Annotated in this window: 15 protein-coding genes; all 15 read left to right on the top strand. The window is 63.7% G+C overall.

The genetic code is table 11. From position 1 onward, the window contains the following. Positions 1-24: 24 nt before the first annotated feature. The 15 genes from AC193Q_RS22490 to AC193Q_RS22420 are packed head-to-tail and all read left to right on the top strand — an operon-like array spanning position 25 to position 14728. Positions 25-759 (top strand): glycosyltransferase family 2 protein, encoded by a 735-nt coding sequence (locus AC193Q_RS22490; RefSeq protein ID WP_121183324.1) that lies wholly within the window; start codon positions 25-27, stop codon positions 757-759. Beyond that, a complete protein-coding gene (locus AC193Q_RS22485) occupies positions 756-1703 on the top strand; it encodes an LpxL/LpxP family acyltransferase (RefSeq protein WP_121183322.1) in 948 nt (315 codons plus the stop codon). Before AC193Q_RS22490 ends, AC193Q_RS22485 begins: the two co-directional genes overlap by 4 nt. After that, positions 1684-3228: an HAL/PAL/TAL family ammonia-lyase gene (locus AC193Q_RS22480; protein WP_483878800.1), complete on the top strand. Its 1545-nt coding sequence runs from the start codon at positions 1684-1686 to the stop codon at positions 3226-3228. The genes AC193Q_RS22485 and AC193Q_RS22480 overlap by 20 nt, the downstream gene beginning before the upstream one ends. Continuing rightward, positions 3221-3646: an acyl-CoA thioesterase gene (locus AC193Q_RS22475; RefSeq protein ID WP_047290910.1), complete on the top strand. Its 426-nt coding sequence runs from the start codon at positions 3221-3223 to the stop codon at positions 3644-3646. Before AC193Q_RS22480 ends, AC193Q_RS22475 begins: the two co-directional genes overlap by 8 nt. Beyond that, positions 3643-4245 carry an outer membrane lipoprotein carrier protein LolA gene (locus AC193Q_RS22470; protein WP_483878799.1) on the top strand — a complete coding sequence of 201 codons (603 nt, stop codon included), beginning with the start codon at positions 3643-3645 and terminating at the stop codon, positions 4243-4245. Before AC193Q_RS22475 ends, AC193Q_RS22470 begins: the two co-directional genes overlap by 4 nt. Beyond that, entirely contained in the window at positions 4229-6568 is a 2340-nt protein-coding gene (locus AC193Q_RS22465; protein WP_483878798.1) for an MMPL family transporter, read from the top strand. Before AC193Q_RS22470 ends, AC193Q_RS22465 begins: the two co-directional genes overlap by 17 nt. Then, complete coding sequence (locus AC193Q_RS22460; protein WP_483878797.1) at positions 6565-7728, top strand: cation:proton antiporter; 1164 nt, start codon at positions 6565-6567, stop codon at positions 7726-7728. The genes AC193Q_RS22465 and AC193Q_RS22460 overlap by 4 nt, the downstream gene beginning before the upstream one ends. Beyond that, a complete protein-coding gene (locus AC193Q_RS22455; protein ID WP_483878796.1) occupies positions 7715-8962 on the top strand; it encodes an NAD(P)/FAD-dependent oxidoreductase in 1248 nt (415 codons plus the stop codon). Before AC193Q_RS22460 ends, AC193Q_RS22455 begins: the two co-directional genes overlap by 14 nt. Beyond that, positions 8959-9684 (top strand): class I SAM-dependent methyltransferase, encoded by a 726-nt coding sequence (locus AC193Q_RS22450; protein ID WP_131670936.1) that lies wholly within the window; start codon positions 8959-8961, stop codon positions 9682-9684. The genes AC193Q_RS22455 and AC193Q_RS22450 overlap by 4 nt, the downstream gene beginning before the upstream one ends. Continuing rightward, entirely contained in the window at positions 9684-10292 is a 609-nt protein-coding gene (locus tag AC193Q_RS22445) for a hypothetical protein (RefSeq protein WP_179294947.1), read from the top strand. The genes AC193Q_RS22450 and AC193Q_RS22445 overlap by 1 nt, the downstream gene beginning before the upstream one ends. Continuing rightward, positions 10289-11485: a beta-ketoacyl-ACP synthase gene (locus AC193Q_RS22440; protein WP_476285615.1), complete on the top strand. Its 1197-nt coding sequence runs from the start codon at positions 10289-10291 to the stop codon at positions 11483-11485. Before AC193Q_RS22445 ends, AC193Q_RS22440 begins: the two co-directional genes overlap by 4 nt. Continuing rightward, positions 11482-11946 (top strand): hotdog family protein, encoded by a 465-nt coding sequence (locus AC193Q_RS22435; RefSeq protein WP_047290903.1) that lies wholly within the window; start codon positions 11482-11484, stop codon positions 11944-11946. The genes AC193Q_RS22440 and AC193Q_RS22435 overlap by 4 nt, the downstream gene beginning before the upstream one ends. Beyond that, the gene (gene fabG, locus AC193Q_RS22430; RefSeq protein ID WP_041074891.1) at positions 11939-12667 is read left to right on the top strand and encodes a 3-oxoacyl-ACP reductase FabG; all 729 of its coding nucleotides are present in this window, start codon (positions 11939-11941) and stop codon (positions 12665-12667) included. Before AC193Q_RS22435 ends, fabG begins: the two co-directional genes overlap by 8 nt. After that, positions 12667-13893 carry a beta-ketoacyl-ACP synthase gene (locus AC193Q_RS22425; protein ID WP_095667740.1) on the top strand — a complete coding sequence of 409 codons (1227 nt, stop codon included), beginning with the start codon at positions 12667-12669 and terminating at the stop codon, positions 13891-13893. Before fabG ends, AC193Q_RS22425 begins: the two co-directional genes overlap by 1 nt. Positions 13894-13918: 25 nt before the next feature. Next, positions 13919-14728 (top strand): hypothetical protein, encoded by an 810-nt coding sequence (locus AC193Q_RS22420; RefSeq protein WP_041074895.1) that lies wholly within the window; start codon positions 13919-13921, stop codon positions 14726-14728. Positions 14729-14741 lie beyond the last annotated feature (13 nt).

Below are 14741 nucleotides of genomic sequence, written 5' to 3'. Positions count from 1 at the left end.
CTCGCCACAGTGGGGATGTGTTCAATGCATAACCCTTGCGCCGTGATTCCGGTCTACAACCATGAAACCGCGATCGGCACCGTGGTCGACGCGCTGCTCGCCCAGGACCTGTCGTGCATTCTGGTGGACGACGCCAGCACCCCGTCGTGCGCGCGCGTGCTGGATGCGCTGGCCGAGCGCGATAACGTGCATCTGGTGCGCCTGACCCTCAATCAGGGCAAGGGCGGCGCGGTGATGACCGGCCTGCGCGAAGCCGCGCGTCTGGGCTTCACCCATGCCCTGCAAGTGGACGCCGATGGCCAGCACGACCTGCACGACGTCGCGCGTTTCGTCGCGGAATCCCGCGCCCACCCGGACGCGATGATCTGCGGTTATCCACTGTTCGACGAGAGCGTGCCCAAGGGCCGTTTGTACGCGCGTTATCTGACTCATGTGATGGTCTGGATCAACACGCTGTCGCTGCAGATCCGCGATTCGATGTGTGGCTTTCGCGTCTATCCGCTGGCCCCGACGCTGGCGCTGATCGACTCGGCACGAGTCGGCAAGCGCATGGATTTCGACTCCGACATCCTCGTGCGCCTGGCGTGGCGCAACCAGCCGATGCGCTGGCTGCAGACCAGCGTGCATTACCCGCTGGATGGCGTCTCGCACTTCCGCCTGTTCCACGACAACGCGCTGATTTCCAGCATGCACACCCGGCTGTTCTTCGGCATGCTGCTGCGCCTGCCCGTCATCCTCTGGCGCCGGTGGCGCACATGAGCGTCGAGACCGACAAGAAACACTGGGCCGACCGCGAAGAGCGCGGCAGCTTCCTGCTGATGAAATTCACCGCAGTCGCCGCCAAAGTGCTTGGCCGACGCCTGCTCAGTCCGCTGCTGTACGGCATCGTCCTGTACTTCTTCCTGTTCGGCCGTACCGCGCGCAACAGTGCTTGGCAATACCAGCAACGGCTGGCTGACTGGAGCAACCGCGGCGAATTGCGCCCGAGTTACTGGCGCGTGTTCCGCCAGTTCATGGCGTTCGCCGATTCGCTGCTCGACAAGCTCGACGTGTGGAACGGCAAGCTGTGCATCGAGCAGATCGAAATCATCGACCCGGCCCTGCTGCGCAATCAGCTGCGCGGCAGTCGCGGGCAACTGCTGGTCGGCGCGCATCTGGGCAACCTCGAAGTGTGCCGCGCCCTGGCCGAGATCGGCGAAAAGGTCACCATGAACGTGTTGGTGCACACCAAGCACGCCGAGCAGTTCAACCGCTTGCTGGGCGAGGCCGGGGCGACCAATCTGCGCCTGATTCAGGTCAGTGAGCTGGACCCGGTGATCATGCTGCAACTGCACGAACGCCTGGAGCGCGGTGAATGGCTGGCGATTGCCGGCGACCGCGTGCCGTTGCACGGCGGGCGCAGCGTCACCGTGGATTTTCTCGGCCACCCGGCAGCGTTTCCGCAAGGCCCTTGGTTGCTGGCCGGTTTGCTCAAATGCCCGGTCAACCTGCTGATGTGCCTGAAACAACCGGACGGCCACTATCGCCTGACTCTCGAACCGTTTGCCGACAGCGTGGTGTGGACGCGCCGCGAGCGCGAGCAGGTCATTCATCAGTGGGCCACCCGCTATGCGCAGCGCCTGAGTCACTATTGCCTCCAAGCCCCGCACCAATGGTTCAACTTTTACCCTTTCTGGAAGACCGATGACGACGCCAACCCATGAGCCGGTTACCTTCGGCGAACGCCCTTTGCGCATCGAAGACGTGCTGGCCCTGGCCAACCGTCGGGCGCCCGTGCAGTTGCAGAGCGACGCCGCCTACCGCGAGCGCATCGCCAAGGGCGCACGGTTCCTCGATTCGCTGCTGGACAAGGAAGGCGTGATCTACGGCGTGACCACCGGTTACGGCGATTCCTGCGTGGTCGCGGTGCCGCTGCATCACGTCGAAGCATTGCCGCGTCATCTCTACACTTTCCACGGTTGCGGGCTGGGCAAGCTGCTCGACGCCCAGGCCACCCGCGCCGTGCTGGCGGCGCGCTTGCAGTCGCTGTGCCACGGCGTGTCCGGGGTGCGAATCGAACTGCTGGAGCGCCTGCATGCCTTCCTTGAACACGACATCCTGCCGCTGATCCCCGAAGAAGGTTCGGTCGGCGCCAGCGGTGATCTGACGCCGCTGTCCTACGTCGCCGCGACCCTGTCCGGCGAGCGCGAAGTGTTGTTCCGTGGCGAGCGTCGCCAGGCTGCCGACGTGCATCGCGAACTCGGCTGGACGCCGCTGGTGCTGCGCCCGAAAGAAGCGCTGGCGTTGATGAACGGCACCGCAGTGATGACTGGTCTGGCCTGCCTGGCCTTCGCCCGCGCTGACTATCTGCTGCAACTGGCCACGCGCATCACGGCGCTCAACGTGGTCGCGTTGCAAGGCAATCCGGAACACTTCGACGAGCGTCTGTTCGCCGCCAAGCCACATCCGGGGCAGATGCAAGTCGCCGCGTGGCTGCGCAAGGATCTGGCGATCGACGCGCCGACCGCGCCGCTGCATCGCCTGCAGGATCGCTACTCGCTGCGCTGCGCCCCACACGTGCTCGGGGTGCTGGCCGACAGTCTGAACTGGCTGCGTTCGTTCATCGAAACCGAGCTCAACAGCGCCAACGACAACCCGATCATCGACGCCGAAGCCGAACGCGTGCTGCACGGCGGGCACTTCTACGGCGGGCACATCGCATTCGCCATGGACAGCCTGAAAAATCTGGTGGCTAACGTTGCCGATCTGCTCGACCGACAACTCGCGTTGCTGGTGGACGAGCGCTACAACCATGGATTGCCGAGCAACCTGTCCGGTGCTCCGGCGGATCGCGCCATGATCAATCACGGCTTCAAGGCCGTGCAGATCGGCACCAGTGCCTGGACTGCCGAAGCGCTGAAAAACACCATGCCGGCCAGCGTGTTCTCGCGCTCCACCGAGTGCCACAACCAGGACAAGGTGAGCATGGGCACCATCGCCGCCCGTGACGCGATCCGCGTGCTGGAGCTGACCGAACAGGTCGCCGCCGCCACGTTGCTCGCGGCCAATCAAGGCGTGTGGTTGCGCGGTCGTGATGAAGACGCGCGTGCGCTGCCACCTTCGCTGGCCGCCATGCACGAAGAGCTGGCCAAGGACTTCCCGCCGGTCATCGAAGACCGTGCACTCGAAGGCGAATTGCGCCTGTGCCTGCAACGTATCGCCGAGCAACACTGGAGGCTGCATGCGTAGCGCCGGAGTGCTGCACGCCGACACGGAAATCCTCGTGCCGTTTTTTGACGTCGACACTATGCATGTGGTCTGGCACGGGCATTACGTCAAATACCTGGAAGTGGCGCGCTGCGCGCTGCTCGACCAGATCGGCCACAACTACACGCAGATGTCCGAGTCCGGTTACGCCTGGCCGATCATCGACCTGCAATTGCGTTACGTGCGCGGCGCGGTGTTCGGCCAGCGTTTGAACGTGCGCGCCAGTCTGGTGGAGTGGGAGAACCGCTTGAAGATCAATTATCTGATTACCGACCTGCAGACCGGCGAGCGCCTGACCCGTGCCAGCTCGGTGCAGGTGGCGGTCGAGATCAGCAGCCGCGAAATGCAACTGGCTTCCCCCAAAGTGTTCACCGACGCGGTGCAGAGGATGCTGCGATGAACCTGTTCTGCAAAGGCCTTGGCGCGCTGGCGCTGCTCGCCGTGTCGACGCTGGCCAACGCCTTCGACCTGCAGCAGCTCAGCGAGCAACTGGCGAAACCGGACGTTATCCACGGCCAGTTCATTCAGGAAAAGCACCTGCGCGCACTGCCTCAGCCGTTGCTCAGCAAGGGCAGCTTCGTGCTGGCGAAAAACCACGGTCTGCTCTGGCTGCTCAAGACCCCGCTGCAACAGGATTACCGCATCACCGCCAACGGCATCGCCCGTCGTGACGGCAACGCTTGGCAGTTGCTGCCGAACAAGAGCGCCGGTGCCGAACAGAACCGTTTGTTCCTCGCTGTGCTGCAGGGTGACAGCAGCGGCTTGCAGCGGGATTTCGAACTGGCCCTGAGCGGCGACGCACAGCAGTGGAAACTCACCCTGACCCCGCGTTCGCTGCTGCTCAAGCAAGTGTTCAATCAGATCAATATCAACGGTGGTGAGCTGGTACAGACCATCGAACTGCTGGAAACCCAGGGCGACAGCACCGTGCTGCGCATGCAGGACAGCACTGCAAACCAGCCGTTGAGCGAAGCGGAGCAACATGACTTTGCCGAGTGAGCGCAGGCTGCCGTGGCTGTTCCTGATCCTGCTGCTGGCGGTCGTTGCGCTGGCCGGGTGGCAGTGGCGCGACGGTGCGCCGCTGTCGGCCAACCTCATGGAACTGGTGCCCGGGACCAACCCTGACGCCCTCGAACTGCGCGCCGAACAGCGCATGCAGGAACCGCTCAATCGGGAAATGCTGGTACTGGTCGGGCACACCGATCGCCAGCAAGCGCTGGCCATGGCGCAAACCCTCGGCGAGCAATGGCAATCCAGCGGTCTGTTCGAAAAGGTCCAGTGGAACCTGCAGGCGGATCTGCCGGCGCTGCGCACGCAACTGCTGCAAGGGCGGCTGGCGATGCTCTCGGCGGATGATCGGCAACTGCTGACCGAGCATCCCGATGCGTTCATTCAACAACGGGTGCAGGCGCTGTTCGACCCGTTCAACGGTTTCACGTTGGTACCGAGCCAGGACGACTGGCTGGGCCTGACCGGACGCATCCAGAACAGCCAGCCGAAACACGGCGCGGTGCAACTGGACATCGGCAGCGGCGCACTGGTCGCCGATGCCGACGGCAAGAGCTGGGTGCTGCTGCGCGCGCGTACCACCGGCAATGCCTTCGATATGAACCTGCCGCTGAAAGTCGCCGATCTGCTGCAGCACAGTCGCGAGCAAGCAGCGAAATCCGATGTACACCTGTTGGCCGCCAGCGGTCTGCTGTACGCCGCCAACGGTCAGCAGCAAGCCACCCGCGAAATGACCTGGGTCGGCGGCGGCGCCACCCTCGGTATTCTGCTGTTGCTGCTGTTGGCGTTCCGCCGCTGGCGGGTGCTGCTGGCGTTCGTGCCGGTGCTGGTGGGCATGCTGTTCGGCGCGGTGGCCTGCGTCGCGGTGTTCGGCCACATGCATGTGATGACGCTGGTGCTCGGCTCCAGCCTGATCGGCGTGGCGGTGGATTACCCGCTGCACTATCTGTCGAAAAGCTGGAGCCTCAAGCCGTGGCGCAGTTGGCCGGCGCTGCGCCTGACCCTGTCCGGGCTGACGCTGAGCCTGATCACCAGCGCCATCGGTTATCTGGCACTGGCCTGGACGCCCTTCCCGGCGCTGACGCAAATCGCGGTGTTCTCCGCTGCCGGCCTGCTCGGTGCTTACCTGTCGGCGGTGTGCTTGCTGCCGGCCCTGCTGAAAAACGTTGAGCTGCAACCGGCGCAATGGCCGCTGCGCCTGGCCGAGCGCTTGGTGCAACTGCGCGAAAACCTGCTCGAACACGTGCGCACCCCGGTGCTGCTGGCGCTGCTGATCGCCTTCTGCGCTGGCGGTCTGGTGCAGCTGCAAAGCAAAAACGACATTCGCCAATGGGTCGGTGCGCCGCAACGCCTGACCGATGAAGCCCAGACCATCGCGCGCATCACCGGTTATCAGCCGACCAGCCAGTTCTTCCTCGTGCGCGGCGCCAATCAGCAGGAATTGCTGGAGCGTCAAGCCGCGTTGAGCGAGCGTCTGCAGCAACTGGTCAACCTCGACAAGCTGCAAGGCTATCTGGCCCTCGACCAACTGCTCAGTCCGCCGAGCCAGCAACAGCAAGTGCGCGAAGCGCTGAGCAAACTGCCTCAATACTGGCAGCCGTTGCTCGACCTTGGCGTACCGCTCGCGGCGTTGCAAACCGAGTTGCAGCAGTTGCAAAACCTGCCTGCCGAAGACATCGACGCAGCACTGGCCGGGCCGTTGGGCGAGCCTTACCGCACGCTGTGGCTCGGCCCGACCGAAGACGGCGTGGCGGCGATGACCAGCCTGCAGGGCCTGAACAATCCGTCACTGCTGCGAGTGCAGGCGCTGGACTTGCCGGGGGTGATGCTGGTCGATCGGCTCGGTGAATTGAACAATGTATTCGCCGCGACCCAGATCAGCGCCGCCGAACTGAAACTCGCCTCCTGCGTGTTGATCGTGCTGGTGCTGATCGTGCCGTTCGGCTTCGGCGGCGCGTTGCGCATCGTCGCCCTGCCGCTGCTGGCGGCGCTGTGCAGCCTGGCCAGCCTCGGTTGGCTCGGTCAGCCACTGACCCTGTTCAGCCTGTTCGGCCTGCTGCTGGTGACGGCGATCAGCGTCGATTACGCGATCCTCATGCGTGAACAGGTTGGCGGTGCGGCAGTGAGTCTGCTGGGCACCCTGTTGGCGGCGCTGACGACCTGGCTGTCGTTCGGTCTGCTGGCCGTTTCCAGTACGCCGGCGGTGAGCAATTTTGGCTTGGCAGTGAGCCTCGGTCTGGCCTTCAGCTTCATTCTCGCGCCGTGGGCCGGGCGCCACGTCCACAGCACCAGCGTCGCGGAGCCGGCAGCGTGACGGTCGCCGGCTTCTGGTTGATGGCCCTGGCGCTGTTCGCCGTAGCGACCCGCATCGGTCGGCACTTCGGCCTGATCCCGATCGTCAGCCAGTTACTGCTGGCCAGCTTCGGTTTGCCGCTGTTGATGTACTTCTGGATTGAGCCGACCTGGCAACTCAACGGCGCCGAACTGATTGCACCAGGGTGGTTGAAAGACCTCTACAGTTTGAGTTTCGCGCTGCTGCTCGGGCACATTCTCAGTGATGTGATCGACCTGCGCCTGGACCGCCAGAGCGTGAAAATCGCGGTGCCGAGTTTTGTTGTACCGTTCGCCTGCGGCCTGGCCGCCGCCTGCTGGCTGCTGCCGGCGCAACCGTGGCTGAACTCGCTGGCGATCGGTCTGGTGTTCGCGATCACCGCGATCCCGGTGCTGTACCTGTACCTGCGCCACATCGACTATCCGCCCACCGCCACCCGGCGTCTGGTACAAACGGCAATCCTCATCGACCTGACCTGCTGGACGCTGTTCGGTCTCGCTCAGGGCAGCCTGCATCTGAGCAGTCTGTTGCTGCCGCTGGGACTGGCCTGCGTGCCGCTGCTGCTGCATCTGTTGCGCGTGCGCCGACCGTTGACCTACAGCCTCGGCTTCTTTGCGCTGCTGGTGCTGGCCGAGCACTACAAACTCAACGCACTGATTTTCGGCATCGGTTATCTGCTGTGCATGGCCTTGCTGAAGGTGCCATTGGTGCTGCCATTGCCGGCGCGGTGGATGAGCCGCTTGCAGACGTGGATCGCGATCCCGCTGATCCTGACCTTCGGCATCGTGCAGATCGACGTGCACAGCGCCCTGGCCAGCCTCGGCGCGGTGCAATGGGCGGCGCTGCTGCTGTTGCCGATTGCCAGTAAACTGCTCGGCAACTGGCTCGGGCTGGGCTGGGCCGGTGCATCGTTCGAAGGCGCCAGCCGCTGGCGCGAAAGCGTGTTGCTGAATATTCGCGGGCTGAGCGAAATCGTCTTTCTCAACCTGTTGCTGCAACAACAGCTCATCAGCCCGGCGCTGTACTTCGCGCTGATGCTGATGGGCCTGATCGCGACGCTGTTGCCGGCCCTGATCGGCCTGCACCGCGCGCCTATGAAAACCAGCGCCACTGCGCCCGGGAGCTCACGTGCCAATCGTTGAAATGGAATCCCGTCAGGTCGTGATCATTGGCGCGGGCCCGTCCGGGGCCATCGCCGCCGCGTTGCTCAAGCGCCAGGGCCACGATGTGCTGGTGATCGAGCGCCAGCATTTCCCAAGGTTTTCCATTGGTGAAAGCCTGCTCAGCCATTGCCTGGATTTCGTCGAAGAGGCCGGCATGCTCGACGCTGTCAACGCCGCCGGCTTCCAGCGCAAGACCGGAGCTGCCTTCGCTTGGGGCGAGCGCTACAGCGCCTTCGATTTCAGCGACACCTTCACCGCGGGCAAGCCGACCACGTTCCAGGTGCAGCGCGCCGATTTCGACAAGCTGCTGGCTGATCAGGCTGAATTGCAGGGTGCCGAATTCCGTTACGGCGATGCCATCGTCAGCGTCGATTTCGACCGGGCCAGACCGCAGCTTGACGTGCTGCGCGAAGACGGCAGCGAGTACCGCATCGAAGCGGACTTTGTGCTCGACGCCAGCGGTTACGGGCGCGTGCTATCGCGTTTGCTTGATCTGGAAGCGCCGTCGAATTTCCCGGTGCGCCAGGCAGTTTTCACCCACGTTGAAGATCACATCGATAACCCGGCCTTCGACCGCGAGAAGATCCTCGTCACTACTCATCCCGAGTACCGCGACATCTGGTTCTGGACGATCCCGTTCAGCAACGGGCGCTGCTCGGTGGGCGTGGTGGCTGCTGCCGAACACTTCAAGGGGCGCGACAGCGATCTGGATGCCTGCCTGCGCGGTTTCATCGGCGAAACGCCGAGCCTCGCCGCTGTATTGAACAACGCGGTGTGGGACACCCCGGCGCGCACCCTCGGCGGTTATGCGGCCAATGTGAAAACCCTGCACGGCCCGGGCTTCGCCCTGCTCGGCAACGCGGCGGAATTTCTCGACCCGGTGTTCTCCTCCGGCGTGACCATCGCCATGCGTTCGGCGAGCATGGCCGCCGCTGTCCTGCACCGGCAGTTGCAGGGGGAAATCGTCGATTGGCAGCGCGAGTTCGCCGAGCCGCTCAAACGTGGGGTCGACACCTTCCGCTGCTACGTCGAGGGTTGGTACGCCGGTACCTTCCAGGACGTGATTTTTTATCAAGACAGCCAGGCAGACATCCGCCGGATGATCTGCTCGATCCTCGCCGGTTACGCCTGGGATGAGCGCAACCCGTTCGTCAGCGAAGCGCGTCGCCGGTTGAAGATGATTTCCGAACTTTGTGCAAAGGACGCCCCATGAATTACTTGAGCGACAGCTACGTCGAGGAAACCCGTTTCGGTTTCTGGTTCCTGCGCAGCCACACCTGGCAGCACCATGTGTTGCGCGTGGCGATCAACGACTTGCGCGGGTTGTTCAGCGAGTCGCTGCCAGCCAATCCGGTGCTGCTGGACGCTGGTTGCGGTCAGGGCAAATCGTTCCGCCATCTGCGCCAGACCTTCGCCCCACAGCGTCTGATCGGCGTCGACGCCGACCCGCACAGCCTGCAATTGAGCGCCGAAGAAGCGGCGCGGCAGGGCTTCGACGTCGAGCTGATCGGCAGCGACTGCGCGACGCTCAATGTGGCCGATGCCAGTGTCGACCTGCTGTTCTGCCATCAGACCTTTCATCACCTGGTCGAACAGGAAAAAGCCCTCGCCGAGTTCTACCGGGTGCTCAAACCGGGTGGTTATCTGCTGTTCGCCGAGTCCACCGAGGCTTACATTGATACTTGGGTGATCCGCTGGCTGTTCCGCCATCCGATGCAGGTGCAAAAGAGCGCGGCGCAGTACCTGGAAATGATTCGCCAGCAGGGTTTCGAGTTTGGCGAGCGCAATGTTTCGTACCCGTATTTGTGGTGGAGCCGGTCGAAGGATTTCGGACTGCTGGAACGGTTCGGATTGCGCCGGCCCAAGCCGTTTGGCGAGCGTGAGGAAACGTTGGTGAACGTTGTCGCCCGCAAACCATTGCAGGAATCCATCTGATGTACCACTTTCGATCAGCACAGCTAAACCCCTGTGGGAGCTGGCTTGCCAGCGATAGCGGTGTATCAGTTAACCAAAATGCTGGATGTGCCGCCGCCATCGCTGGCAAGCCAGCTCCCACAAGGTTTGCGGTATGGCTGATTTTGGTGGCATTTGCTTTGCTGAGTGGTTGCGCCAGCCAGGCCCCGCTGCCCGCGAGCGCACCGACGCTGCCGTTACCGCTGCAACTGCACATCGAACGCCAACAGGCCGATCAGCGTCAGGACTGGCTGTTGGTGATCCAGCGCGAAGGCCCCGGCATCCGCTGGTCGATGATGGATCCGCTGGGCATTCCCCAGGCCCGTCAGCAACTGATTGACGGGCGCTGGCAGGCCGACGGGCTGCTGCCGCCCAATCCCGAAGCCCGGGAGCTGTTTGCCGCGCTGCTGTTCGCCCTGACCCCGTCCGGCGAACTGGCGCGCACTTACCCCACCGCGCAGCAGCAGGGCGAGCAACGCACGCTGGCGCCGCGCTGGACGATCCGTTATGCACAACCGTTGAGTTTCCAATTGAATCTGCCCCAAGGCCCGCACTATCGGGTTTCTCCTCTCGGTGAACCGACGCCATGACTGCCTACCTCAATGCCCTCGGCGTGATCTGCGCGCTGGGCCGCGACAAGCAACAGGTCGCGCAGAACCTGTTTGCCGGTGACTGCTCGGGCATGCGCCGCGAGTCCGGCTGGGTTGCCGAGCGTGAATTGCCCGTGGCGGCGGTGCATGGTGAGCTGGCGGCCATTCCGGCCGAACTGGCCGACCAGCGCAGCCGCAACAATCAACTGCTGCTGGAAGCCGCGCTGCAGATTCGCGAGGACATCGACCGGGCCATCCAGACGTATGGTCGCGAGCGCATCGGCGTGGTGCTCGGCACCAGCACCTCGGGGATCGACGAGGCCAGCCGCGGGCTGGCGCACTACCTTCGCGAGCAGCAGTTCCCTGGCGAGTACGACTATCGACAACAGGAACTCGGCGCGCCGGCGAACTTTCTCGCCGATTGGCTGCAGCTCAGCGGCCCGGCCTACGTGATTTCCACCGCCTGCACGTCCAGTGCGCGGGCGTTGATGAGCGCACAGCGCCTGCTCGATCTGGGCCTGTGCGGCGCGGTGCTGTGCGGCGGGGTCGACAGCCTGTGCAAACTGACGCTCAACGGTTTCAGCGCGCTGGAAGCGGTGTCCGACCAGCGCTGCAATCCGTTCTCGGCCAACCGCAACGGCATCAACATCGGTGAAGCGGCAGTGCTGTTTCTGATGAGCCAGCAGCGCAGCAACGGCCCGGCCATTGCCCTGCTCGGCAGCGGCGCCAGCTCCGACGCGCACCATATTTCCGCGCCGGAACCGAGCGGTCGCGGCGCCCTGCAAGCGATGCAGAAAGCCTTGAGCCGCGCACAGTTGCAAGCGGCGCACATCAGCTACCTGAACCTGCACGGCACTGCGACCCAGCACAACGATGCGATGGAAAGTCTGGCAGTCGCCACACTGTTTCCCGACGGCGTGGCCTGCTCGTCGACCAAGCCGATGACCGGTCACACCCTCGGCGCGGCCGGTGCGCTGGAAGCAGCGTTCTGCTGGCTGAGCCTGAGCGCCGACAACCCGCAACAAGCCTTGCCGCCCCACGTCTGGGACGCCCAGCCCGACCCTGACTTGCCGGCGCTGAAGTGGGTGACCGCGAGCGAGCGCCTGTCGTCCATTGCACCCCGCTACCTGATGAGCAACTCGTTTGCTTTCGGCGGCAACAACGTCAGCCTGATTATCGGAGACGCCCCATGAACGACTGGCCGCTCGCCGAACTGCTGCCCCACGCTGGCGACATGATCCTGATCGACCGCATCCTCAGCTTCGACGAAGAGCAGATCCACACCGGCCTCACCGTCAAGCCCGACGGCTTGTTCAACCTGCCAGACGGCAGCCTGCCGGCGTGGGTCGGCATCGAGTTGATGGCGCAAAGCGTAGCCGCCTTCGCCGGTTGCCACGCACGGCAGAAGGGCAACCCGGTCGCGCTGGGTTTCCTTCTCGGGACACGTAAATTCGAGTGCAACGTCGAAGCGTTTCCGGCCGGCAGCGAACTGACCATCCACGGCATCCGTTCGCTGGAAGACGACAACGGCATGGGTGTTTTCGAATGCCATATCAACGCCCCCGGCATTGAGGCCAGCGCACGTTTGAACGTGTTCCGCCCGCCGCAGCCCAGCCAATATCTTGAACAAACCAGGGAGTCGAACGATGACTGAATCCGTATTGGTCACCGGCTCCAGCCGTGGTATCGGCCGCGCCATTGCCTTGCGTCTGGCGCAGGCCGGGCACGACATCGTCCTGCATTGCCGCAGCGGCGTTGCCGAAGCGCAAGCGGTGCAGGCCGAGATCGAAGCGCTGGGCCGTCACGCGCGCATCCTGCAATTCGACGTCGCCGACCGCGAAGCCTGCAAAACCATCCTTGAAGCTGACGTCGAAACCCACGGCGCTTATTACGGCGTGGTGCTTAACGCCGGCCTGACCCGCGATGGCGCTTTTCCGGCGTTGAGCGATGACGATTGGGACGTGGTGCTGCGCACCAACCTCGACGGTTTCTACAACGTCCTGCACCCGGTGATGATGCCGATGATCCGTCGTCGCGCCGCCGGTCGGATCGTCTGCATCACCTCGGTGTCGGGTTTGATCGGCAACCGGGGCCAGGTCAACTACAGCGCCTCCAAGGCCGGAGTGATCGGCGCTGCGAAGGCATTGGCGATCGAACTGGGCAAGCGCAAAATCACCGTTAACTGCGTCGCACCGGGCCTGATCGACACAGCGATGCTGGATGAAAACGTGCCGGTGGAAGAACTGATGAAAATGATCCCCGCACAACGCATGGGCACCCCGCAAGAGGTTGCCAGTGCAGTGAATTTCCTGATGTCGGCGGAAGCCTCGTACATCACCCGTCAGGTTTTGGCGGTCAACGGAGGCCTGTGCTGATGAAGCGCGTCGTCGTCACCGGCATGGCCGGCATCACCTCGCTTGGCAGCGACTGGCAGACCATCGCCGGCAACTTCGCGGCCAACCGCAGCGGCATTCGCCGCATGCACGAGTGGGACCGTTTCAGCGAACTCAACACCCGTCTGGCCGGACCGATCGATGATTTTCTCGTCCCGGCGCACTGGACCCGCAAGCAACTGCGCAGCATGGGCCGGGTCTCGCGGCTGGCCGTAGGCGCGGCAGAACAGGCACTGGCCGACGCCGGCCTGCTCGGCGATGAATCGATCAAGGACGGGCGCATGGGCGTGGCCTGCGGTTCGTCCACCGGCAGCACCGACGAGATCAAGGCCTTCGGCAACATGCTGCTCAATTCGGTGGCCGAAGGCCTCAACGCCAACTCCTACGTGCGGATGATGCCGCACACCACCGCGGCCAACATCAGCATCTTCTTCGGCCTCACCGGGCGCCTGATCCCGACGTCCAGCGCCTGCACCAGCGGCAGTCAGGGCATTGGCTACGCGTATGAAGCGATCAAGTTCGGACGGCTGCCGCTGATGCTCGCCGGCGGCGCCGAAGAGCTGTGCCCGACCGAAGCCATGGTTTTCGATGCGCTGTACGCCACCAGTCTGAAAAACGATGCGCCACAGACCAGCCCGCGTCCGTACGACAAGGGCCGCGACGGTCTGGTAATCGGCGAAGGCGGCGGCATGCTGGTGCTCGAGGAGCTGGAACATGCGCTGGCTCGCGGTGCGCGGATCCACGCCGAGATCGTCGGCTTCGGCAGCAACGCCGACGGCCAGCACACCACGCGCCCGGAACAGGTCACCATGCGCCGCGCCATGGAGCTGGCGCTGGAAGACGCCGGACTGACGCCGGATGCCATCGGTTACGTCAATGGTCACGGCACCGCTACAGAACAGGGCGACATTGCCGAAACACTGGCGACCAGCAGTCTGTTCGGCGAACACATGCCGATCAGCTCGCAGAAGAGTTTCCTCGGCCACACGCTGGGGGCCTGCGGCGCGCTGGAGTCGTGGTTCAGCATCGAAATGCTCAATCGCGACCTGTATGTGCACACGCTCAACCTCGACGAAGTCGATCCGCACTGCGGCAAGCTCGATTACCTGCGCGGCGAATTCCGCCAGATGCATCACGACTACGTGATGAACAACAATTTCGCTTTTGGTGGCGTCAACACCTCGTTGATTTTCCGCCGCTGGCACTGACCGCAACACGTTTGGAGTGAAGGGAATGACTCAGTTTCACCGCATCGCCGCCCTGCTGGCCCTGGCCTTGGCCTTGGTGCTCGGCGGTTGCACCAGCAAACCGGTTTACAACGCCAAGGAAGAATTTTCGCCCAACCTCGGATTCACCCAGGCGCAGATGAGCCGCGCCATCGTCACCGCGCTCAACGACCGCCAGTGGGTGGTGCAGTCGGTTCGCCCGGGCATGATCAAAGCGGCGATCACGGTACGCGGCCGCCACCACGCCGAGGTCGACATCCCGTTCAGCCCGACCTCGTTTGAAATCGACTACCGCAGCAGCTACGGCCTCGACGCCAAGGACGGCAAGATCCACGGCAACTACAACCGCTGGGTCAACCGCCTGCGCGACAACGTGCTCAAGGAACTGTCGATCAACCCGGACATCGAGTTCGTCAACGACCTGGGCATCGTCAAGCAAGGCGCCGACGAGCCGACCTACCTGAGCTTTCGCGAGGGCGTCAAACGCGCCACCGACGCCGGCCTGCTGGACGGCAGCGTGAAGTTCTACCTGGCCGGCGAAACCCTGCCGAAACAGGTGCGCAAACTCGACACCGTGAGCAGCAGCCGCAAGACCAACGGCTCGAACAAATCCGACACTGATGCCTGCTTCTGGGCCCTGCAATCGGCCCTCGCCACCCTGCAGAACGCCGCGAAAAAAGCCGACGCCAACGCGGTGATCAACATCGCCAGCGTCGATCAGCGCGACCTGTACAAAGACACCGAAAAATTCCAGTGCCGCGCCGGCCTGGTGGTGTCGAGCGTGGCGTTGCGTGGGGATTTGGCCCACGTTGATTGACTGAGTGAATCCA

The sequence above is a fragment of the Pseudomonas sp. F2 genome, assembly GCF_057174385.1.
Note: the sequence above shows the minus strand (reverse complement) of the source record. Positions and strands in the feature narration are given on the sequence as shown.

Bases quoted from the DNA above. Each gene is read 5' to 3' on its own strand.
- AC193Q_RS22465 (WP_483878798.1), top strand. From the start codon at position 4,229: ATGACTTTGCCGAGTGAGCGCAGGCTGCCGTGGCTGTTCCTGATCCTG.
- AC193Q_RS22425 (WP_095667740.1), top strand. From the start codon at position 12,667: ATGAAGCGCGTCGTCGTCACCGGCATGGCCGGCATCACCTCGCTTGGC.
- AC193Q_RS22485 (WP_121183322.1), top strand. From the start codon at position 756: ATGAGCGTCGAGACCGACAAGAAACACTGGGCCGACCGCGAAGAGCGC.
- AC193Q_RS22470 (WP_483878799.1), top strand. From the start codon at position 3,643: ATGAACCTGTTCTGCAAAGGCCTTGGCGCGCTGGCGCTGCTCGCCGTG.
- AC193Q_RS22475 (WP_047290910.1), top strand. From the start codon at position 3,221: ATGCGTAGCGCCGGAGTGCTGCACGCCGACACGGAAATCCTCGTGCCG.
- AC193Q_RS22440 (WP_476285615.1), top strand. From the start codon at position 10,289: ATGACTGCCTACCTCAATGCCCTCGGCGTGATCTGCGCGCTGGGCCGC.
- AC193Q_RS22480 (WP_483878800.1), top strand. From the start codon at position 1,684: ATGACGACGCCAACCCATGAGCCGGTTACCTTCGGCGAACGCCCTTTG.
- AC193Q_RS22435 (WP_047290903.1), top strand. From the start codon at position 11,482: ATGAACGACTGGCCGCTCGCCGAACTGCTGCCCCACGCTGGCGACATG.
- fabG (WP_041074891.1), top strand. From the start codon at position 11,939: ATGACTGAATCCGTATTGGTCACCGGCTCCAGCCGTGGTATCGGCCGC.
- AC193Q_RS22490 (WP_121183324.1), top strand. From the start codon at position 25: ATGCATAACCCTTGCGCCGTGATTCCGGTCTACAACCATGAAACCGCG.
- AC193Q_RS22450 (WP_131670936.1), top strand. From the start codon at position 8,959: ATGAATTACTTGAGCGACAGCTACGTCGAGGAAACCCGTTTCGGTTTC.
- AC193Q_RS22445 (WP_179294947.1), top strand. From the start codon at position 9,684: ATGTACCACTTTCGATCAGCACAGCTAAACCCCTGTGGGAGCTGGCTT.
- AC193Q_RS22420 (WP_041074895.1), top strand. From the start codon at position 13,919: ATGACTCAGTTTCACCGCATCGCCGCCCTGCTGGCCCTGGCCTTGGCC.